This is a genomic window from Mycobacterium sp. (genome assembly GCF_050701515.1).
Classification (GTDB): domain Bacteria; phylum Actinomycetota; class Actinomycetes; order Mycobacteriales; family Mycobacteriaceae; genus Mycobacterium.
In genome coordinates this window covers 1-19,817 of the sequence record NZ_JBOGDB010000031.1, presented here as the reverse complement: position 1 = coordinate 19,817, position 19,817 = coordinate 1, and the positions used below count along the sequence as shown (strand labels likewise).

The following is a 19,817-nucleotide window of genomic DNA, read 5'->3' as shown; positions in this document are numbered from 1 at the left end:
TCTACGAACTCGAGCGCGAGGCGATCTTCCGAAGGACGTGGCTGAATGTCGGGCGGATCGAGCAGCTCCCGAAGGTCGGGAGCTACTTCACGAAGGAGCTTGATGTCGCCGGCACGTCGATCGTCATCGTGCGGGCGTCGGCGGACGACGTGCGAGCCTTCCACAACATCTGCCGGCACCGCGGCAACAAGCTGGGGTGGAACGACATGCCGCTGGAGGAGACCAGCGGCGTCTGTCGCCAGTTCACCTGCAAATACCACGCCTGGCGCTACGACCTCGACGGCAATCTGACCTTCGTGCAGCAGGAGGAAGAGTTCTTCGACCTGGACAAGAGCCGCTACGGCCTGGTGAGCGTGCACTGCGACGTCTGGGAGGGGTTCATCTTCGTCAACCTCGCCGGCAACACCGAAGCACCCGAGCAGACGCTTCGAGACTTCCTCGGCCCGATGATCACGGGCCTGGAGGGTTATCCGTTCGATCAGATGACCTCGCGGTGGTACTACCGCTCAGAGGTGAAGGCCAACTGGAAGCTCTACATGGACGCGTTCCAGGAGTTCTACCACGCTCCGGTGCTGCACGCGAACCAGTCGCCGTCGAAGTATTCGAAGGCCGCCGCAGAAGCCGGTTTCGAGGCACCGCACTACCGCATCGACGGGCCACATCGGCTGGTGAGCACATCGGGTGTGCGCGCGTGGGAGATGGACCCCGAGATGCGCAAGCCGATGGAGGACATCTGCCAGAGTGGTCTGTTCGGGCCGTGGGACAAGCCGGACTTGGGGGAGATGCCCGCGGGCCTCAATCCGGCGAAATGCGATCCGTGGGGCCTCGATTCCTTCCAGCTGTTCCCGAACTTCGTCATCCTGGTGTGGGGTCAGGGCTGGTACTTGACCTACCACTACTGGCCGACCTCGCATAACTCGCACATCTTCGAAGGGACGCTGTACTTCCCGCAGCCGCGCACGCCGCGGGAGCGCATCGCGCAGGAACTGGCGGCGGTGTCGTTCAAGGAGTACGGGCTGCAGGACGCCAACACGTTGGAGGCCACCCAGACGATGGTCGAATCCCAGGTCGTCGACAAGTTCTTGCTTTGCGACCAGGAGGTGCTCATTCGTCATCTGCACCAGGAGACCGCCGCATGGGTGGACGATTACCAGCGCAAGACGGCGGGGGTGTGAGTGCGATGACCGCCATGCTGCCGGCTGAATTCGCCGATCTGAAACGGTTCTCGGAGTGGTGCCTGCCGACCGAACCGGAGCGCTACGCCAAGCGCCTGGCCACTCCGATGGCCGAGATGCAGGCCTTCTACGACGCCATCGCGCCGCGGGCGGAGGAGGCGATCGCCTTCTGCGACAAGTTTCCGCTCGACGACCTGCCGGAGGACGTGCTCAATCTGATGCACCTGGTCTACTCGATGATCATGGTGTCGTTCCCCGTCGAGTGCTGGAAGCAACCGCGGGTCCCCGATTCCGGTGCCGCGGCGCTGGATTGCCTGTCCGAACCCGTGCCGTGACCGATCTGACCGTCCTGCGCGCCGAGCGCTGGGCCGATGTCGATGCGGGCGAGGTGTGCTCGCCCGCCGTGGTGGTCGTCGACGGCGACCGCATCGCTGCGGTGAATCCGGCTGAGCTGCCCGCTGATTCGACCGACATCGATCTTGGCGATGTGACGCTGTTGCCGGGCCTGATGGACATGGAGCTCAACCTGCTGATCGGAGGGCCTGGCGGTCCTGAAGGCCTGCCCAATCCCATGCACGGCGTGCAGGACGACCCCGCCTATCGCACGCTGCGCGGCGCGGTGAACGCGCGGACCACACTCGAGGCTGGCTTCACGACCGTGCGCAACCTCGGGCTGATGGTGAAGACCGGTGGCTATCTGCTCGACGTCGCACTGCAGCGCGCAATCGATCAGGGCTGGCACGTCGGGCCCCGAATCTTTCCGGCCGGGCATGCTGTCACCCCATACGGCGGCCACCTCGACCCCACCGTGTTCCAACGACTCGCGCCGGGCATCATGCCGCTCTCCGTCGCGGAGGGCATCGCCAACGGCGTCGACGATGTGCGCGCGTGCGTGCGCTACCAGATTCGCCACGGCGCCAAGCTGATCAAGGTGTCCGCGTCCGGCGGCGTGATGTCGCACAGCACCGCCCCCGGCGCGCAGCAGTACTCCGACGACGAGTTCGCCGCGATCGCCGACGAGGCGCACCGGGCCGGAGTGCGTGTCGCAGCGCACGCCATCGGGGATGGCGCCATCCGCGCATGCATCCGGGCCGGCATCGACTGCATCGAACACGGCTTCCTCGCCTCCGACGAGACCATTCAGATGATGGTCGATCACGACACGTTCCTGGTGTCGACCACTTATCTCACCGAAGCAATGGCCGTCGACCGGATCGCCCCCGAATTGCGCAAGAAGGCCGAAGAGGTGTTTCCGCGGGCGCAGGCGATGCTGCCGAAGGCGATCGCCGCGGGGGTGCGGATCGCGTGCGGAACCGACGCCCCGGCAATCCCGCACGGTCAGAACGCCAAAGAACTGTGCGCGCTGGTGGATCGGGGCATGACGCCGATGGCGGCGATCCGGGCCGCGACGATCACCAGCGCGGAACTCATCGCGGCCGACGACGAGCTCGGCCGCCTCGCCCCGGGCTACCTCGCCGACATCGTCGCCGTGCCCGGAGATCCGTCGCGCGACATCGCCACCACACTCGACGTGCGGTTCGTGATGAAAAACGGCGTGGTGTACAAGCGCTGACATTTCAGCAAGGAGCGAGCGTGGAACAAACGGACAACATTCTGTGGCTGCTCAAGCAGGCGTGGTACTTCTCGTTGACGACGGTGAATGACGCGGTGAGCGAGCACGGCGTCAGCACGGCGCAGATCGGGATGCTGCGGCAACTGGCCACCGAGCCCGGACTGTCCGGGGCCGACCTGGCCCGTCGGCTGCTCATCAGCCCGCAGGGCGTGCAACTGGCCCTGAAGGAGCTCGAGCGTCGCGGGCTGGTGCAGCGCAAACAGGATCCACAACACGGCCGGATACTCCAGGCCTTCCTGACCGAGGCGGGGCGCAAGGTGGCCGAAGCCGTTGTCAGCGACGCGATCGCCGCGCATGCCAAGGTTTTCGGCGTGCTCAGTAGCGCCGAGCAGAAAACGCTCCGTGAACTGCTCGGTCGCGTGATCGAACAGGGCACCGGCCACGAGCTGTACACCGATCACATCGGTCCCGGCGCATGACCCGCGTGGCGGTGGTCACCGGCGGCGCGTCCGGCATGGGTGAAGCGACCTGCCACGAACTGGGCAGGCGCGGGCACAAGGTGGCGGTGCTGGACATCGATGGCCAAGCGGCACAACGGGTTTCGGAAGAGTTACGCGCCGAAGACGTGACGGCGCTTGCCGTCGCGGCCGATGTCAGCGACCGCCAGGCCGTCGAGGAGGCGTTCGCCAAGGTACGTTCCGAGCTCGGGCCGGTGCACATCCTGGTCACCAGCGCGGGCCTGGTGGATTTCGCGCCGTTCACCGACATCACTGCTGAGGCCTGGGACCGCCTGATCGCGGTGAACCTGACCGGTACCTTCCATTGCTGTCAGGCCGCAGTGCCGGACATGGTGGCCGCGGAATGGGGACGCATCGTGATGATCTCGTCGTCGAGCGCCCAACGCGGCTCGCCCAAGATGGCGCACTATGCCGCATCCAAGGGCGCACTGTTGTCGTTGACCAAATCGCTTGCCCGTGAATACGGTCCGGTGGGCATCACGGTGAACAACGTTCCGCCCTCGGGCATCGAGACGCCGATGCAGCACCAGTCGCAGGCCGCCGGGTTACTGCCCTCCAATGAGCAGATGGCCGCGAGCATTCCGATCGGTCACCTGGGTACCGGCGATGACATCGCCGCCGCGGTCGGATTCCTCTGTTCGGAGCAAGCCGGTTTCATCACGGGTCAAGTCCTGGGCGTCAACGGCGGGCAAGTGCTGTGACACAACAAGGAGGTTGGCATGGGACAGTGGCCTAAGCCGGCGGAGGGAAGCTGGACCGAACACTACCCGGCGCTCGGCACCGGCCCGGTATCGTTCCGCGACTCGACGTCACCCGAGTTCTACGAAATCGAGCGCGAGGCGGTCTTCAAACGCGCATGGCTCAACGTCGGCCGGGTGGAGGAACTGCCCCGCGTCGGCAGCTACTTCACCAAGGAGGTCGACGTCGCCAAGACCTCGGTGATCGTGGTGAAGGACAAAGACCAGAAGATCCGCGCCTTCTACAACATCTGCCGCCATCGCGGAAACAAGCTGGTGTGGAATGACTTTCCCAACGAAGAGGTCAACGGCAGCTGCCGCCAGTTCACCTGTAAGTACCATGGCTGGCGCTACGATCTCGAGGGCGCGCTGACCTTCGTGCAGCAGCCCGGCGAGTTCTTCGACCTCGACAGCAACCAGTACGGGCTGAGCCCGGTGCACTGCGACGTGTGGAACGGGTTCATCTTCATCAATTTCGATGCAGAGCCTCGCCAGAGCCTGCGCGAGTTCCTCGGTCCGATGATCACCGGGCTGGACGACTACCCGTTCGAACAACTCACCGAGCGCTACGATTTCGTCGCCCACAACAACAGCAATTGGAAGATCTTCGCCGACGCCTTCCAGGAGTACTACCACGTCCCGTCGCTGCATCCGCAGCAAGTGCCATCGGCGGTTCGACAGCCCAACGCAGCATTCCAATGCGCACACTTCCAGATCGACGGCCCTCATCGCGTGGTGTCCACGGCCGGCACTCGCCGTTGGCTGATGGCTCCCGAGTACATGTATCCGATCGAACGGGTGACGCGTAGCGGCTTGGTCGGTCCGTGGCGCACGCCGGACACCCATCTACCCGCCGGGCTCAACCCGGGTGGCATCGAGTCGTGGGGGATCAGCAACTTTCAGATCTTCCCGAACCTGGAGATCCTCATCTACGGCGGCTGGTACCTGCTCTACCGGTACTGGCCGACGTCGCACAACACCCACAAGTTCGAGGCGTACACGGCGTTTCATCCCGCACGCAGCGTGCGCGAGCGCATCGAACATGAGGTGGCAGCGGTGGTGCTCAAGGAGTTCGCGCTGCAGGACGCCGGCATGCTCGGCGGCACGCAGGCCGCACTCGAGACCGGCATCGTCGACGAGTTCCCACTCAACGACCAGGAGATCCTGGTCCGGCATTTGCACAAAGTGGTCGTCGACTGGGTCGACGAGTACCAGGCACAGCGCGTTCCCGCGGGGGTGTGACGTGGCCGAGACCCGACTCCCCAGCGCGTTCGCCGAGCTTGAGCCGTACGCGGAAAAGTGGTGCCTGGCAACCGAAGCCGAACGCTGGGACATGCGCATGGCCACCCCCATGTTGGTGATGCGGGAGTTCTACGACGCGTTCTCGCCGCGGCTGGAAGAAGCGATCGATTACTGCGACAAGTTCCCCCTCGATGACATGCCCGACGATGCCCTAAATCTGCTGCAGCTCATCTACTCGATGATTATGGTTTCGATGGCCATCGAGATCTTCGGCCAACATAAGCCCACCGATTCCGCCGATGCCGTTATCGACCGCGTTGGGCAGCCGGTTCCGTGACGCGCACGCTCACAGTCAACAAGCTGACCGAATCGGTCGGCGCCGAGGTGGTCGGCATCGACCCCGACCGGCTCGCTGCCGATGATCTTTTGGGCAAAGCGGTGCTCGAGGCGCTGGAAGACTATGGCGTGCTGGTGTTTTCAGGGCTCGACCTCGACCCGCACGCGCAGGTGGCGTTCTGCCGGCGGCTGGGCGAGGTCGACCACACCTCCGACGGGCATCATCCGGTCGCGGGCATCTACCCGATCACCCTCGACAAGTCAAAGAACTCCTCTGCGGAGTACCTGCGCGCTACGTTCGACTGGCACATCGACGGCTGCACCCCGATCGAAGACACGTTTCCTCAGATGGCCACCGTGTTGTCGGCCGTCCAGGTCGCCGACCGGGGCGGGGAGACCGAGTTCGCGAGCTCCTATGCGGCCTATGACGTGTTGAGCGACGACGAAAAGAAGCGGTACGGGTCGTTGCGGGTCGTGCACTCGTTGGAGGCCTCCCAGCGCCGGGTCACCCCGGATCCCTCGCCGGAAGTCCTGGCAAGGTGGCGGGCTCGCCGCACGCACGAGCATCCATTGGTGTGGACGCACCGCAGCGGCCGCAGGTCACTTGTGCTCGGTGCGTCGGCCGATTACATCGCCGGGATGGATAACGACGAGGGCAGGGCGCTGCTGGCGGAGCTGCTTGACCGGGCAACCGGGCCCGACAAGGTGTACAGCCACACGTGGGCGGTCGGCGACACCGTCGTCTGGGACAACCGCGGTGTCCTGCACCGCGCGGCGCCGTACGACCCGAGCTCGCCGCGGGAGATGCTGCGCACGACGGTGCTCGGCGACGAGCCGATCCAGTAGCCGCCCGCTGACCTCGGTCGTTGACGCCGGACTGCCGCTATGGAAATGTAATACTCAAAGATGAGAGTCACGTTCTCGCAGATCGAGATCGCTGATGGGAGAGGCGCATGGACAACGACCTCACCGGAATCGACTATTTCCGGGACGAGCGGCTGGTCGACGACCCGTACCCGATCTACCAGGCTCTTCGCAGCAAGTGCCCCGTCGAGCGGGAGGACCACTACGGCGTGGCGATGGTCACCGGCTGGCAGGAAGCCGTCGACGTGTACAACGACGCCGAGACGTTCTCGTCGTGCATCTCGGTGACCGGCCCGTTTCCGGGATTCCCCGTACCCTTGGAGGATCTAGATGGCGCAGTTGTCACCGAGCTGATCGAGAAGCACCGCGACGAGATTCCGTTCAGCGACCAGTTGCCGACGCTCGACCCGCCCACTCATACCAATCACCGTGCCCTGCTGATGCGGCTGATCACGCCGAAGCGTCTCAAGGAGAACGAGGACGCGATGTGGCAGCTCGCCGACGACATCCTCGATGACTTCCTGGCGCCGGGTGAGGGTGAGTTCATCACGGGTTTCGCGGGCCCGTTCACGTTGCGGGTCATCGCCGACCTGCTCGGTGTGCCCGATGAGGACCGGGACGAGCTTCTCGAGCGGCTCGCCCGCGGCACCCACGGCGGCGGCCTCGGCAACGCCGAGAAGACGTTGACCAAGACCCCGTTGGAGTATCTCTACGAGGTCTTCGCGACCTACGTGGAGGACCGACGCCGCGAACCTCGCGATGACGTGCTCACCGGCCTGGCGACCGCGACTTTCCCCGACGGGTCTCTGCCCGAAGTCGGCGACGTGGTGCGGGTCGGGACCAATGTGTTCTCCGCCGGCCAGGAGACGACGGTGCGACTGCTCAGCACGGCGCTGAAGGTGATCGGGGACCGGCCGGACATCCAGCAGCAGTTGCGAGAGGACCGAAGCCTGCTGCCGAACTTCATCGAGGAGGCGCTGCGCATCGAGAGCCCGGTCAAGGGTGACTTCCGGCTGTCGCGGGTCCCGACGACCGTCGGTGAGACGGGCATCGCGGCCGGGACGACATTGATGGTGCTGAACGGCGCAGCCAACCGGGACCCGCGCCGGTTCGAAGACCCGGACACCTTCGATCCTCAACGCAAGAACGCCCGTCAGCACCTGTCTTTCGGCCGGGGCATTCACAGTTGCCCGGGGGCACCGCTGGCCCGGGCCGAAACCCGGGTCGGGCTCGAACGCCTGCTGGACCGAACCACCGACATCAGGATCAGTGAAGCCAAGCACGGGCCCGCCGATAACCGTCGCTACCAATACATTCCGACCTATATCCTGCGCGGGCTCACCGAACTGCACGTCGAGTTCGACCTCGCCGAGGAGGGCTCGTGAAGGTCACGGTCGACGAGGACCGCTGCCGCGGCCACGGCATGTGCCTGACGCTGTGTCCGGAGGTGTTCAACATGACCAACGACGGCTATGCGGTCGCCGATCCCGAGGAGGTGCCGGACGGTCTGGAAGCTGCCGCCCAGGACGCCATCGAGAACTGTCCCGAACAAGCCATTAGCGAAACCGACTGAAAACCAAGGAGTTTCGAGTGACTGCAGGACCTAAGGGGTACATAGTCATCACCGAGGACGTCAAGGATCCCGCCGGGATGGGCGAGTACGCCAAACTGGCCGGGAAGGCGATGGCGGGTGCGACGCTGCTGTCGTTCGACCAGTCGCCCCAGGTGCTTGAGGGAGAGTGGCACGGCAGCCAGACCGTGCTGCTGGAGTTCGAGTCGGTGGAAGCGGCCCGCGCCTGGTACGAGTCGGAGGACTACCAAAAAGCGGTCAAGCTCCGGCAGGCCGCCGCCGACTGCAACGGAGCCATCCTCTCCGGCCTCGGTTAGTTGTACTGACCACACACTTGCGCCGAAACGGGATTCCCGGTCGTCGATTGAGGAGGTTTGCAGCCGGGAATCCCATTTCGCGGGGTAGTCAGTGGGGGATGAGCGGGCCGGTCGGCTTGGTGGTGGTGGCGCGCACCAGCAACTCGGCGAGTTCCCGCGGGCGGCTGAGGAACGGCGAGTGTGACGTGTCGATCGTCAACTGCTCCACACCGAGACGGCGCGCGACCGTATCGGCCAGCCAGCGCGGCATCGCCCGATCCTGCAGGCACAGGATGAAGCTGCGGGGCAGGTCGGCCGCCCAGAACCGCGGGATAGACACCGGCGTGACCGTGGTGTCGCCGAACCGCTCCGGTCCCAGCCGCTCGAACGCCCAGCGGGCGGTTGCCTCATCGCAGTCGTGGTAGAAGTACTTCCACGCGCCCTCGAAGTCGGCGAACGTCATCGCACCGTCATCGTCGAAATGCAGGTACCGCAACATCTCTCCGACGTCGCCATCGAAATCGCCGTCTTCGGAGTCGCGCATCGCCATCGCCTCCGGATAGGTGCGTCCTTCCCGCGGCAGCGCGGCGGCCAGGTAAATGATGTGGCTGATCAGCTCGGGGGCGGCGTCGGCGGCGAGCGTGGCATCGAACCCGCCGCCGGAATGCCCGACGAGCACGTTCTTTGTCTGGCCGCCGGGCTGCAGCGCGGAGACGATCGCATCCCGACGATTGGCGAGTGTCGACTCCTCGTCGACCCGAGCTCCGTGTCCGGGAAGGTCGACGGCGATGCCCTGATGCCCCAGCCGTTGCAGCTCCGCAACCGTGAAGTCCCAGCACCACCCGGCGTGAAAACCGCCGTGTACGAAGACGAATCGCATCTAGATGCGTCTCACTCTTCGCGAATGGAGATGGCCTGCCGCGGACACTGGCGCACCGCTTCGCGGATCTGCTGCTCGTTCTCCGGCGTCACGTCATCCTGCAGGATGTGCAGGTAATCCTCGTCGTCGAGGTCGAACACCTCCGGGATGATCCCCATGCAGACGCCGTTGCTCTCACACAACCCGAAGTCGACTTCCACCTTCTTTGTCATCGCAGCACCTTCACCGGGACGTTCTTCCAGCCGACCACATTCTGCATCTGAACGCGTTTGCAGCCATCGAAGTCGACTTCGTAGCCCGGCATGAAGTCGAGCAGTTTGTCCAGTGCGATCGCACTTTCCATGCGGGCCAGGGCCGCGCCGAGGCAGCTGTGAATGCCGTAGCCGAAGCCGAGGTTCTGCGCTTCGCCGCGGTCGCGATCGATGTCGAATTTGTCGGCATCGGTCCATGCCAGGTGGTCGCGGTTGGCCGAACCGCCGATCAGGAAGACGGGCTTGCCCTCAGGAATCGTGGTTCCGTGCAGGTGCACATCCTTCATGGAACGGCGCACGTTGTACTGAGCCGGTGCTTCATAGCGCAGCAGTTCCTCGACGGCTGCCGGGATCTTGCTGCGGTCGTCGAGCAGCTTCTGCCATTGGTCGGGGTTCTTGGCGAACATGTACACCGCGTTGCCGACCAGCTTGGTCACTGTCTCAGCACCTGCTGCACCGAGCAGCGTTGCAAAAGCAGCGATTTCGAGATCGTCAAGCCTCTCTTTTCCGCCATCCTCGCGCTCGATCTCAGCGGCGACGAGTTGGCTGAATAGATCGTCCTGCGGATCCGCACGCCGCTTCGCCACAAAGTCGTAATAGAACATGCCCTGCTCCATGCTGGCCTGCATGGCTTTTTCCGACATTTCGACCTGGCCGACCTCTTTATAGAGCGACTCGTCGACCCAGTGTCGGATCCGCTGCGCGTGCTCCTCAGGCACGCCCAGCATGGTGGTGATCACCTCGACGGGGAATGGCCCGGTGAACTCCTGTACGGCGTCGAAACCGTCCGGGTTTACCTGGCCGAGATATTTCTCGATCTTCTGGGTGGCCATCTCCTTCTGCGCCTGAATCGCTCGCGGGGTGAAGACCTTGTTGAGCAGGCTGCGCATATTTCGATGCGCCGGGGGGTCCATGAAGATGATCATTCTCGGCCCCGTTTCGGTCGGTAACGTCCCGGTCCTCACCGACGGAAGGTCGACGCCGTACGCCGACGAATATGTGTCGAAGTCCTTGAAGGCCGGCGCGACGTCTTCGTGCCGGGTCAGCGCGTAGAAGTCGTGCTCCTCGCTGTAGTAAACGGGCGCTTCCTCACGCATCCGGCGATACGTCTCGTAGGCCCCATTGAAGAAGTCTTCGGAAAACGGGTCGAAAACGAGTTTCGCCTTGGTCATTTACATCCTCCTCATCGCGGGTGCTCCATCAAGTTCAACGCCGCGTCGGCCGCGTCGAACACCGCGCCCTGCGGCGCCGCCGCGTTATCGGCGAGGCTCGCGGCGTGCCGGACGTCCTTTTGCAGCAATGCGCCGGCGATCGACGCGAGCGCCTCCACGCTGCCCCCGAAGGTCGCGATGCTGCCGAGCGCCTTGCTGTTGGCGGAGCCGCCGGCGAGCACCTCGCAGAGCCGGTCGCGGGGGATGCCGAGGGATTGGGCTAATTCCAGGGTGCTGATCGCGGCGCCGAGGTTGGCGGTGAACAGCAGATTGTTCAGGATCTTGGTGACCTGGCCGCTGCCCAGCGGACCGAGGTGGACGATCGGGTCGGCATACGTCGCGAATACCGGACGGCAGCGCTCCACCACCTCCTCCTCCCCGCCGGCCATCACCAGCAGACGCCCTTGCTGCACGGCGGGACCCCCGCCGCTCACCGGTGCGTCGATCACCGAAACGCCTTGTCCGGCAGCCGATTCTGCGACCTCGCGGCAGGTGTCGGGATGCACAGTGCTGTGGATGGCGACGGTCCCGCCGGAAGCCAGTCCGGCCAGGACGCCGGTGTCACCCTGGAGCACGTCTCTGACGTCATCGTCGCCGACCACGCACAGGCAGACCAGGTCGCTGGCGGCGGCCAACTCGGCCGGCGACCCAACAGCCTTCGCGGCGGTGTCGGCGAACGGCTCGAGCGTGGCCTCCCTGCGCGCCCACAGCGTCAGTTCGTAGCCGGCTTCGACGATCCGCCGTGCCATGGGACCGCCCTGGCTGCCTAGCCCGATGAATCCGACGCGCATCAACCGGCACTGCCCCTCGCGGCGACACATTCCTCGACGAACGACAGCACCCTCTTGTGGTAGGTGTCGGCGTTCAGGCCGACGCTGAGATTGTGTCCGCTGTCGGGCATTTCGTTCACCACGACGCGGGGCGAGGAGGTGAACAACGCGGCGATGGCGGTGAGCGCCTCCGGTGTCGACTCCCAGACCCGCTCATGATCGCCCGCGCTGAACTCGACGCGCACACCGACGCGCGCTGCGACGTCGGGGAAGTCGCGCCGCGGCCAGTTCGCCGTGACGTCGGATTCATACGCCGCACCCGGCGCCGAGAGGCCACCGGCCAGCACCTCCGGGGGATAGAGGTCGGTCGGCTGCCACAGCAGATCCCGCAGACCTGCCGGACGGGCGGTCGCGGTGGCCTCGCTGATGACGGCTTTCGCCTCCGGGCTGTAGCGCAGACCAGTGCCCGCCAGTTCGATGCCGAGCACGTCGGCTGCCCGCTCGTCGACCGCCATGCGGAGCGCGAGCTCACAGCCCGCGGAGTGCGCGAGGAGGAAAAGACCTGCACCGCGCGCACCGTCGCCGAGTATCTTGTGCACGGCGCCGAACGCGAAGGCCACCCGCTTGCCGGGGTCGGCCATGTCGTCGTGATAGAGCGCCGACGCGCCGTAACCCGGCCGGTCCAGCGCGATCGCCGTGAAGCCCTGGGCGGTGGCCGACCGCAACAATGACAGTCGGGGGTGGCCAGGGCAGTCGAAATACGTCGACGATGTGGCACCGCCGTGGATCGCGACGATAACTGCCCTCGGGTCCGGCGCGGATGCGACCAGCGCCGACATCGGTACGCCGTCGACCATCACCACCCTGGGACGGGGATCGCGTTGGCTCATGTGTCAGTCCGCAGCAGCAGGACGCCGCTCGGGGTGAGGCCGCCGCTGCTCACGACGGCGACGCGGGCATCGGCCACCTGGCGTTCGCCGCCCTCGCCGCGCAGCTGGGTGACCGCCTCGTGGATCAGGCCCATGCCATGGGTGCGGCCGTGCGAGAGCTGACCGCCATGAGTGTTCAGGGGTATCACGCCGTCGCGGGCGATGGCCTTGCCGCCGTCGAGAAAATCCTTGGCCTCGCCGATACCGCAGAAACCGAGCGCCTCCAGCCAGGAGAGGCAGTTGAACGAGAAGCCGTCGTAGAGCTCGGCGACGTCGACGTCCTTGGGGCGCAGTGACGTTCGCGTCCACACGTGCGCGGATTGGCCCAGCACCTGAGGCTCGTGGGTCATTGTGGTCTGATCCCAGTCGGTGCGCTCGATGATCTGGGTGCCCACCGCGTCGAAGAGGACGGGCTGCTTCGGCATGTCGCGGGCGACGTCGACGGCCGAGACGATCACCGCAATGGCGCCATCGCACGGCACGTCGCAGTCGTAGAGCCCGAAGGGTGTGGTGATCATCCGGGCATTCAAATAGTCGTCCATGGTCATCGGAGAGCGGTAGATGGCCGTCGGGTTCAGCGCCGCATTTGCGCGCTGGTTCAACGCGATCCAGCCGAGGGTCTCCCTCGTGGTGCCGTACCGAGCGAAGTGACGTTGCGCGTTCAAGGCGAGAACGTGTGCCGCCGACGTGGCGCCGAACGGCATCTGCCAGCTTGAGGTACGGGCGCCCCCCGGCGGGGACATCTTGCCCTCCTTCATCAGCTGCTGGAACGTCGCCTCCCACAGGGTGCGGAAGCACAGCACGTGGCGGGCCATCCCGGTGGCAATGGCCATCACCGCCGCGATGAGCGAGCCGCCGGGACCGAAGGTGTCCATGCCGCCGTTGATCCACGTCGGGCGGAGGCCCAGCGCGCCCTCCAGTGCGGTGACACCGCCTTCGCCCATGCCTGCGATGTCGAGTCCCGGATAGGTTGACAGCCCGTCGATGTCGTCGAACTCCAGACCCGCGTCGGCAACGGCGGCTTCGCAGGCGTCGATGGTCAGCGAGAGGGGTGCGACCATCTGCCGGCGGCCGATCTTGGACATGCCTATCCCGGTGATCGCCGCCCGGTCTTCGAACTTCTCCTTGGTGAGCATCGGCCGAACATGCTTGCCGAAGTCTTGCGGCGCGATCTCGTCTTGAGCTTGCGGTCCAGTCTTCTTCTCGGCCGTGGGCTTGAACAGCGGCAGCCAGACGGCTCCGGCTTTGTCCTCGGCCTTCTCGAACACCACCTCGACGGTCTGACCCAGCGCGAGCTCGTCGGGTTCGCACTCGACGATGTTGGTGGTCAACCGAACTCGGGGGTCCTCGGCGATCGCGACCTGGGCGACCACGTACGGCGGTGGGAGGTCGGGAAAGCCGAAGCGGTGGTTGACGGTGAAGGCCGACAGGGTGCCTTCGCCCGACACGGTGCGGACACCCATGTCGTGGCTGCGGCAGTACCGGCACACCGGCACCGGGGGATGGATCAGCGCCCGGCAGCTCTGGCATTCCTGGATGCGCAGCTGATTGTCTTCGCCTGCGGTCCAGAAGAACTCGTTCTGCTCGGTGACCTCTGGCAGTGGCCTGCGCGGAATGTCCACTTCAGCTCCTGGTGTCCCGCGCGGCGGCGTCGTGGGTCTCGCTCATCTCGATGATCGCGTGCACCGGACAGCCCAGTAGCGCCCGCATGGCCGCGTCATGGTCTTCCTCGGGAATGGTGCCGTTTCCCACCAGCGAGGCATAACCCCAGTCGTCGAGCGAAAAGTACTCCGGCGCATGCTTTGCGCAGACGCCGAAGCCGTCACACATCGTTCGATCGAGACGGATCCTCATGCAGTCACCGCCTCGACTTCGTACGGGCGCACCGCTTTGAACGCGCCGGCTCGGCAAGAATCACAATCGTTTTGCAGGTGGCGATCGACCACTTGCGGGAACGCGGCCAGCAGGCTGGCCGCCACATTCGTCGCCGCGTCCAGCGTCGCGCACGCGCCACGGCCACGGAGCACCACCGACCAACGCTCCAATCGGGCCAGGTCCTCATCGGTGGCCACCCCGTCACGAAGTGCCTCGGTGACCGCCGACATGGCCGCCGTCCCGTTGAAACACGAACCGCACTGGCTGGCGTTCTCGCGATCGAAGTACGCCATGACCGACGCCGCGACGGCCACCGGGCAGTCCTCGGTGAGGACCGTGATCGCGCCGCAGCCGAGGCCACTGTCGAGGCGGCGCAGCGACTCGTGGTCGAGCGTGACGTCGAGGATGTCGCGGTTCAGCAGGCCGGCGAAGTAGCCGCCCATCAGCACGCCGCGCACCTGATCGGCTGGCACGCCGTGGAAATCGAGAAGCTCAGTAAATGCCAGGCCGTGCGGAATCTCGTAGAGCGCCGGGGGCCTGCCCGCGCCGGTGATCGTCGCCAGAAACGTCCCCGGCGACGTCGACGTTCCCTGGCCTCGGAACGCCTCTGCGCCGTGTCGTTGCAGGAACGGGATGAGCGCAAGCGTCTCGACGTTGCTGACCATTGTGGGCAGGCCGCCGATGCCTTCCTCGAACGGGCGCGGCGGCTTGTCCGTCGGCTTGGCCGGACCTCCATTGAGGGCCCGCACCGCCGCCGTCTCCTCGCCCGCGACGTAGCCCCCCTCGACCGTGAATACCGTGACGACAAGGCCGCCGAGCACCTCCGAGTCGACGGCGGCGAGCGCGGTCTGCACGGCTTCGGCCGCACTCGGATCGGAGACATAGACATGCGCGCGCTCGGACGAAAGCATCCGTGCCGCCAGCCGCAGACCGTCGAGCACCAGATGCGGGCGGTGCCGCAACAGCCACCGGTCCTTGATCGACGCCGGTTCGCCCTCTTCGCCATCGGCGACCACCACGGCGCCACCGGCTCGACGGCCGTTGTCGCGGACCGTTTTCAGCTTCACCGCCAGTGGAAACGCCGCGCCGCCACGGCCGAGCGCGCCGGACAGGTCGACCTGGCCGAGCAGGTGGTCCACGTCCTCGAGCGGTCGATAGCCGCCCGAACCCCGGTAGTCGGCATAGTCCTCGACACCCTGACGCAGTAGCCGCGGCTCGATGCCGGGCCACACCGCGACGGCGAGATCCGTTGTGGCTGTCATGGCATCGTCCAGCCCGCGGATAGGGTTGCGGGCATGAGAATCGCGGTGGTGCGTGTCCAGGTGGACCCCGCCGGCCGGCTCACGCCGGAGCAGTTAACCGACGGCATGACGGCCCTCCGCGAACTCGCCGATGCGGCCGGCATCGACGTGCTGGAGAACAATATCGCCGCGATGCCGGTTGGCCGCCGAGAAGTGCAGATGCTGATGGCGGGCAGCGATGCCGAGCGGCTGAAGCGGGACGCGGTTACCTTGTGCGCGAACGCGTTCGGCACTTCGCCTGCGCCAGGCGTGGTCACCTACGTGAGCAGGGGGACCGATGACGACGCCCATGGCGTGCTGGCGGGCTTCGGTATCAGCGGCGAAATCGTCCGCTCGCCGGGAGACGACGGTCTCGACATCGTGCATGTGACGCTCCGCAAGGCGGACCTCGATCGCATTCCGGAGAGCCGGATTCACACCGCGCTCGAGGCGTCGCTCAACTGCGAAGTGCAGATCCGAACCGTGTGACCGCATTACTTGTCCAGGAATTTCAGGATCGCGGGCGCGGCCTGCACCCAGGTGTCGAACATGTTGAAGCGCTTGACCTTGCCCGATGCCCGCGCCTCGCCCGCACGCTCCCAGGCGTCCTCCGGCCACGGCGGGTCGATCAGCTGAGAACCCTTGATCAGGCAGCTCACCTCCAGGGAGGTGCGCTTGGGATGGTCCAGATCGTTCTCACCGCCCCGGATGATCAGTGTGGGCACCTTGATGTTGTCGAACATCTCGTCCTCGACCCCGGGGATGGTCTGGCCCGGCTTCGGCACGAAAGCGTTGAGCCAGCGCAGCATCAGCTTGAGGAACTCGCCTGCGTCCAGCGCGAGGAGCCGGTCGCGGTTGGCGGGATTTTCTTCAATACGCTCCTTCCACTCGTCGACGTGGACAACGCCCTTCATCCCGGCGCCGCGGACCGCGAGGATGCTCGGCACGATGTAGTAGGAGCCCAGGACGAACGATCCGTACACCCCGCCGACGATGTTCCACACCACGAGCTTCTTGACCATCTCGGGATAGAGCATGGTGGTGAGCATCGAGTCCCGCGCCCCGCCGGAGCCGCCCGCGATGATGCAGGGTCCGACGTCCAGCGCGGTGATCAGCTTGTGCAGTGTCTCGGCACGCATATGGGACTCGCTCTGGCCGTAGAACGCCACGTCGGACTTCCCGCAGTTGGGCCGGTCCCACAGCAGTACCCGGTACCCGCCCTTGACCAGTTCCTGCGCCAGCGGGCGTAGGCCCGGGATGTCCTTGCTGAATCGGCCACCCGGTGTCAGGACGATGAAGTCCCCGGTCTTGCCGAGAATCTCGTACACGACGTTGCCGCCGTTGATCTCGACGGTCTTCTCGCCCCGCTTCAACTTCGGGCTCGCTGATTCGGGGCTCGTCTTGGGAGGAGAAGTCACGCCATCACCATGATGTCGTTGCCGACCACCCGGACGGGATAGGTGCGGATGCTCCACTCCGGCTTGACCGGGGTGGAGCCGGTCGCCAGCTCGAAACCCCACTGGTGCCACGGGCAGTAGATGAACTCCAAGTCGCGCACCATCACCGCGTCCCCGGGAACGCTCTCGTCGACGATGGTGCGCCCGCGGGGACGACCCGAACACAGCGGTCCGCCTTCGTGCGGGCAGTAGTTCGCGATCGCGTAGAACGTTCCGTTCACGTTGTACACACCGACGCCGTGCCGGCCGATCGGCACCAACTTGTGTGTGCCCGGCGGGATTTCGTCGACGGTGGCTACGACGTGCTCACGCCCCTGCGCCAGCCGGGGCGGTTTGGTCTCCTCTGGCACTGGTCAGAACACCCGTACTTGGCCCTCGAGGGCCGGGACCGTGTCAGGAAGGTGGTAGGTCGCAATGCCGTTGCGGAACATCACAGCCTCGCGGGCGTGCTCCGGCAGGTGCTTGACCAGCCAGCGGGGGTCGTCGAATGTCCAGTGCGGGTAATCCGACGAGAACAGCAGGATCTTGTCGCACTCCATCCACTCCAGCGCGCGTGTCAGCTCCGTCTTGTCCTCGGGGTAGTCCAGCGGCTGGGTGGTGAACTTGATGTGGTCCTTGACGTACTCCGACGGCTTGCGCTTGATGTCCAGCCACGGCTTGCGCGCCTCGTAGATGGCGTCCATCCGCCACATCAGCGGCAGGATCCAGCTGAACGCGTGCTCCACCAGCACGATCCGCAGGGTTGGGAACCGATCGAAGACCCCGTCGAAGATCAGGCTCATCACCTGATTCGCCGCCAGCAGCGAGTAGGTGACCATGAAGTCGTGGTTGTAGCTCGGGAATCCCACCGGCGGAATGGGCAGCTCCTCGTGGTGGCTGCGGGACAGGTGGCAGCTCACCGTGATGTCGTGCTTGGTGGCGGCTGCCCAGACCGGGTCGTACTTGCGGTCGCCCCATGACGGGCGCGGCTCGGCCTTGATCAGGATCTGACCCATGTACGGGTGCCCGGCCCAGCGCTCGATCTCGCGGGCGCCCGCCTCCGGCTCCTCGATCGCCACGCAGATCGAGCCGCGCCAACGCTCGTGCCAATTGTTATGGCTATCCAGCCAGTGATTGGCCTGCCAGTCGTTCAGCGCGCAACTCAACGCGTGGTTCGGCTCGGGCAGGCGGGCCGGATAGGCGGCCGGCTCCAGAATCGCGATGTCGGAGCCGGCCTCCATGATCAGCTGTCTGAACGCCAGATCCGGATCGCTGCCGGGGAACTGGCCATCGGCGGGAAAGGTGTCGGCGCGCATCGCGTACGCATGCGCGTAATCGGGAGCGTCGTAGTAGATCTGCTCGCCCACCTTGCGGGTGAGGAAGTACTTGCTGCGCCACGGCTCCGGGATGTACTGCACCAGCTCGCCGCCGCGGGGCACCGGATGGACGTCGGCGTCGACGCACCGGACAGCGATACGCTCGGCCGCCGGCTTGCGCTCTGTCGTTGACGTGACCGTTGAAGTCATCGTGGTCTCCCTTGATCGAAACCTCTGCTATTACTGTGCGCCGACACCGGCGCAGGCGTCTATCCCGTAGAGCTGCGCGGCATTGCGCCAGCACAGCTTGTCTCGCTGTTCGGGCGTGAAGGCGCTCGGCACCGTCAGCTCGTTGGACTGCCAGTGCGGATAGCTGGAGCCGAACATCACCATGTCCTCCTTGCCGGTGAAGCCGAACCATTCGCCGGCGAAGTCGGTGTCTCCCGGTCCGTCCATCGCGCCCTGCACGAAATAGACGTGTCCGGGCAGGTAATCGCTCGGAATCCGCGGCGCCCACGGCGTCTGTTCGAGGTGCGGGCGCCCGAAGCAGTCCATCCGCCAGATAACTGGGGTCAGCATGTCGGCGGCACCGTCCGCCCAGACGAACTTCAGCGAGGGCATCCTTTCGAATACCCCTTCGGCGATCATGTTCATCAGGTGATACAGGTAATTCAACGCCATGAAGCTGACGTACTGCTCGTAGGTCCGGGTGGTTCCCGACGGCGTGGGCGAGAATGAGATGCCCGCACCCACTTCTATATGCACGGCCACCGGCAGGTTCGCGTCGACCGCCGCCTCCCACAACGGCCAGAACTGCGGCTTGCCGAAGACCTCGCGCGATTGAAGTGGGACGCCGATCTGGACGACCCGGGGGTGATCCTTGTACCTCTGGACCTCGCGTAACGCACCGGTGATGTCGTCGGGGTTCACCCGGATGGTTCCGCGGAACCGGTCGCCATATGTGCTGTCGTCAAGCCAACGCGACACCAACATCTGGTTGTGTGCGGCCGCGATCGCTGTGCCGAGATGCCGGTCCGGCATGATGCCGCGAGTCATCGGATGCAGAATCGCCACATCCACCCGCCGCTCTTCGAACAAGTGACGTCCGACGACCGACGGATCGGAACCGGGATAGCCGCCGTCGGGTCCCTCGGTGCCCGCTGCGTACTCGCCTCCCGGCGCGCCGTACCAGTCCATCTCGTAATCGGGGAACCCGCGACTGCGGTACGGCTCCTGCATGAAGTTCTTCCGGAGGTCCTTGTTGGACTGCGAGAAGACGTGCACGCTGGCGTCGATGACGGGGGTCTTGGTCCCGTCGCCGTGTTCGATCACGAAAGTCGCCTCCGATGCTTTATCCGACGACCCGTCGGCACACACGCGTCAATCAGGGCGCATCTGAGCGCCACACCTATCCCCAGTGTAAAGGGAAGTTCTTCAATGGCAAGAATATTGTTCTCCAGCAGATCGCTTACATCCGCGCTGGTGAGCGTGTGTGCTGGTCAACTGCACGGTGGCGACAACCCGAAACGTACTAGTTGAATTCGGAGAACGGTTACAA

The 19,817-nt window shown here is 65.4% G+C and carries 24 protein-coding genes; 12 read left to right on the top strand and 12 right to left on the bottom strand.

From position 1 onward, the window contains the following. The 11 genes from ACRDU5_RS02720 to ACRDU5_RS02670 all read left to right on the top strand — a co-directional run. On the top strand, positions 1–1,175 hold a 1,175-nt coding region (locus ACRDU5_RS02720; protein WP_526612677.1), incomplete at its 5' end, for an aromatic ring-hydroxylating oxygenase subunit alpha. Between the two features lie 5 nt (positions 1,176–1,180). Further along, the gene (locus tag ACRDU5_RS02715; protein WP_526612676.1) at positions 1,181–1,510 is read left to right on the top strand and encodes a hypothetical protein; all 330 of its coding nucleotides are present in this window, start codon (positions 1,181–1,183) and stop codon (positions 1,508–1,510) included. Then, positions 1,507–2,748, top strand: coding sequence for a metal-dependent hydrolase family protein (locus ACRDU5_RS02710; protein WP_526612675.1), 1,242 nt, complete (start codon positions 1,507–1,509; stop codon positions 2,746–2,748). Before ACRDU5_RS02715 ends, ACRDU5_RS02710 begins: the two co-directional genes overlap by 4 nt. A 20-nt stretch (positions 2,749–2,768) precedes the next feature. Then, positions 2,769–3,227: a MarR family winged helix-turn-helix transcriptional regulator gene (locus ACRDU5_RS02705; protein ID WP_526612674.1), complete on the top strand. Its 459-nt coding sequence runs from the start codon at positions 2,769–2,771 to the stop codon at positions 3,225–3,227. Beyond that, the gene (locus ACRDU5_RS02700) at positions 3,224–3,967 is read left to right on the top strand and encodes an SDR family NAD(P)-dependent oxidoreductase (RefSeq protein WP_526612673.1); all 744 of its coding nucleotides are present in this window, start codon (positions 3,224–3,226) and stop codon (positions 3,965–3,967) included. The genes ACRDU5_RS02705 and ACRDU5_RS02700 overlap by 4 nt, the downstream gene beginning before the upstream one ends. A gap of 18 nt (positions 3,968–3,985) precedes the next feature. After that, complete coding sequence (locus ACRDU5_RS02695) at positions 3,986–5,245, top strand: aromatic ring-hydroxylating oxygenase subunit alpha (RefSeq protein ID WP_526612672.1); 1,260 nt, start codon at positions 3,986–3,988, stop codon at positions 5,243–5,245. A 1-nt stretch (position 5,246) separates the two neighbouring features. After that, positions 5,247–5,582: a hypothetical protein gene (locus tag ACRDU5_RS02690; protein ID WP_526612671.1), complete on the top strand. Its 336-nt coding sequence runs from the start codon at positions 5,247–5,249 to the stop codon at positions 5,580–5,582. Further along, complete coding sequence (locus tag ACRDU5_RS02685; protein ID WP_526612670.1) at positions 5,579–6,427, top strand: TauD/TfdA dioxygenase family protein; 849 nt, start codon at positions 5,579–5,581, stop codon at positions 6,425–6,427. Before ACRDU5_RS02690 ends, ACRDU5_RS02685 begins: the two co-directional genes overlap by 4 nt. 107 nt (positions 6,428–6,534) lie before the next feature. Further along, on the top strand, positions 6,535–7,830 hold the full coding sequence (locus ACRDU5_RS02680) for a cytochrome P450 (RefSeq protein WP_526612669.1): 1,296 nt from the start codon (positions 6,535–6,537) through the stop codon (positions 7,828–7,830). Further along, complete coding sequence (locus tag ACRDU5_RS02675; RefSeq protein ID WP_526612668.1) at positions 7,827–8,018, top strand: ferredoxin; 192 nt, start codon at positions 7,827–7,829, stop codon at positions 8,016–8,018. The genes ACRDU5_RS02680 and ACRDU5_RS02675 overlap by 4 nt, the downstream gene beginning before the upstream one ends. 17 nt (positions 8,019–8,035) lie before the next feature. Continuing rightward, complete coding sequence (locus tag ACRDU5_RS02670) at positions 8,036–8,332, top strand: DUF1330 domain-containing protein (RefSeq protein ID WP_526612667.1); 297 nt, start codon at positions 8,036–8,038, stop codon at positions 8,330–8,332. Between the two features lie 88 nt (positions 8,333–8,420). On the opposite strand, the gene ACRDU5_RS02665 is transcribed toward ACRDU5_RS02670, so the two are convergent. The 8 genes from ACRDU5_RS02665 to ACRDU5_RS02630 are packed head-to-tail and all read right to left on the bottom strand — an operon-like array spanning position 8,421 to position 15,489. Beyond that, the gene (locus ACRDU5_RS02665; protein WP_526612666.1) at positions 8,421–9,191 is read right to left on the bottom strand and encodes an alpha/beta fold hydrolase; all 771 of its coding nucleotides are present in this window, start codon (positions 9,189–9,191) and stop codon (positions 8,421–8,423) included. An 11-nt stretch (positions 9,192–9,202) separates the two neighbouring features. Then, the gene (locus ACRDU5_RS02660) at positions 9,203–9,403 is read right to left on the bottom strand and encodes a ferredoxin (protein ID WP_526612665.1); all 201 of its coding nucleotides are present in this window, start codon (positions 9,401–9,403) and stop codon (positions 9,203–9,205) included. Next, the gene (locus ACRDU5_RS02655) at positions 9,400–10,614 is read right to left on the bottom strand and encodes a cytochrome P450 (RefSeq protein ID WP_526612664.1); all 1,215 of its coding nucleotides are present in this window, start codon (positions 10,612–10,614) and stop codon (positions 9,400–9,402) included. Before ACRDU5_RS02655 ends, ACRDU5_RS02660 begins: the two co-directional genes overlap by 4 nt. Before the next feature lie 11 nt (positions 10,615–10,625). Continuing rightward, positions 10,626–11,444: an NAD(P)-dependent oxidoreductase gene (locus ACRDU5_RS02650; RefSeq protein WP_526612663.1), complete on the bottom strand. Its 819-nt coding sequence runs from the start codon at positions 11,442–11,444 to the stop codon at positions 10,626–10,628. Continuing rightward, positions 11,444–12,313, bottom strand: coding sequence for an alpha/beta hydrolase (locus tag ACRDU5_RS02645; protein ID WP_526612662.1), 870 nt, complete (start codon positions 12,311–12,313; stop codon positions 11,444–11,446). The genes ACRDU5_RS02650 and ACRDU5_RS02645 overlap by 1 nt, the downstream gene beginning before the upstream one ends. Next, positions 12,310–13,968, bottom strand: coding sequence for a thiolase C-terminal domain-containing protein (locus ACRDU5_RS02640; protein ID WP_526612678.1), 1,659 nt, complete (start codon positions 13,966–13,968; stop codon positions 12,310–12,312). Before ACRDU5_RS02640 ends, ACRDU5_RS02645 begins: the two co-directional genes overlap by 4 nt. 7 nt (positions 13,969–13,975) lie before the next feature. Next, positions 13,976–14,206, bottom strand: coding sequence for a ferredoxin (locus tag ACRDU5_RS02635; protein WP_526612661.1), 231 nt, complete (start codon positions 14,204–14,206; stop codon positions 13,976–13,978). Next, complete coding sequence (locus ACRDU5_RS02630; RefSeq protein ID WP_526612660.1) at positions 14,203–15,489, bottom strand: NADH-ubiquinone oxidoreductase-F iron-sulfur binding region domain-containing protein; 1,287 nt, start codon at positions 15,487–15,489, stop codon at positions 14,203–14,205. The genes ACRDU5_RS02635 and ACRDU5_RS02630 overlap by 4 nt, the downstream gene beginning before the upstream one ends. 33 nt (positions 15,490–15,522) lie before the next feature. Between ACRDU5_RS02630 and ACRDU5_RS02625 the strand changes: the two genes are divergently transcribed. Continuing rightward, positions 15,523–15,996, top strand: coding sequence for a hypothetical protein (locus ACRDU5_RS02625; protein ID WP_526612659.1), 474 nt, complete (start codon positions 15,523–15,525; stop codon positions 15,994–15,996). A gap of 5 nt (positions 15,997–16,001) precedes the next feature. On the opposite strand, the gene ACRDU5_RS02620 is transcribed toward ACRDU5_RS02625, so the two are convergent. The 4 genes from ACRDU5_RS02620 to ACRDU5_RS02605 are packed head-to-tail and all read right to left on the bottom strand — an operon-like array spanning position 16,002 to position 19,591. Next, the gene (locus ACRDU5_RS02620; RefSeq protein ID WP_526612658.1) at positions 16,002–16,925 is read right to left on the bottom strand and encodes an alpha/beta fold hydrolase; all 924 of its coding nucleotides are present in this window, start codon (positions 16,923–16,925) and stop codon (positions 16,002–16,004) included. Beyond that, positions 16,922–17,314 (bottom strand): Rieske (2Fe-2S) protein, encoded by a 393-nt coding sequence (locus ACRDU5_RS02615; protein ID WP_526612657.1) that lies wholly within the window; start codon positions 17,312–17,314, stop codon positions 16,922–16,924. Before ACRDU5_RS02615 ends, ACRDU5_RS02620 begins: the two co-directional genes overlap by 4 nt. Positions 17,315–17,317: 3 nt before the next feature. Continuing rightward, positions 17,318–18,469, bottom strand: a complete 1,152-nt coding sequence (locus tag ACRDU5_RS02610) for an amidohydrolase family protein (RefSeq protein WP_526612656.1) — start codon at positions 18,467–18,469, stop codon at positions 17,318–17,320. 30 nt (positions 18,470–18,499) lie between these two features. Beyond that, positions 18,500–19,591: an amidohydrolase family protein gene (locus ACRDU5_RS02605; protein ID WP_526612655.1), complete on the bottom strand. Its 1,092-nt coding sequence runs from the start codon at positions 19,589–19,591 to the stop codon at positions 18,500–18,502. Positions 19,592–19,817: the final 226 nt, after the last annotated feature.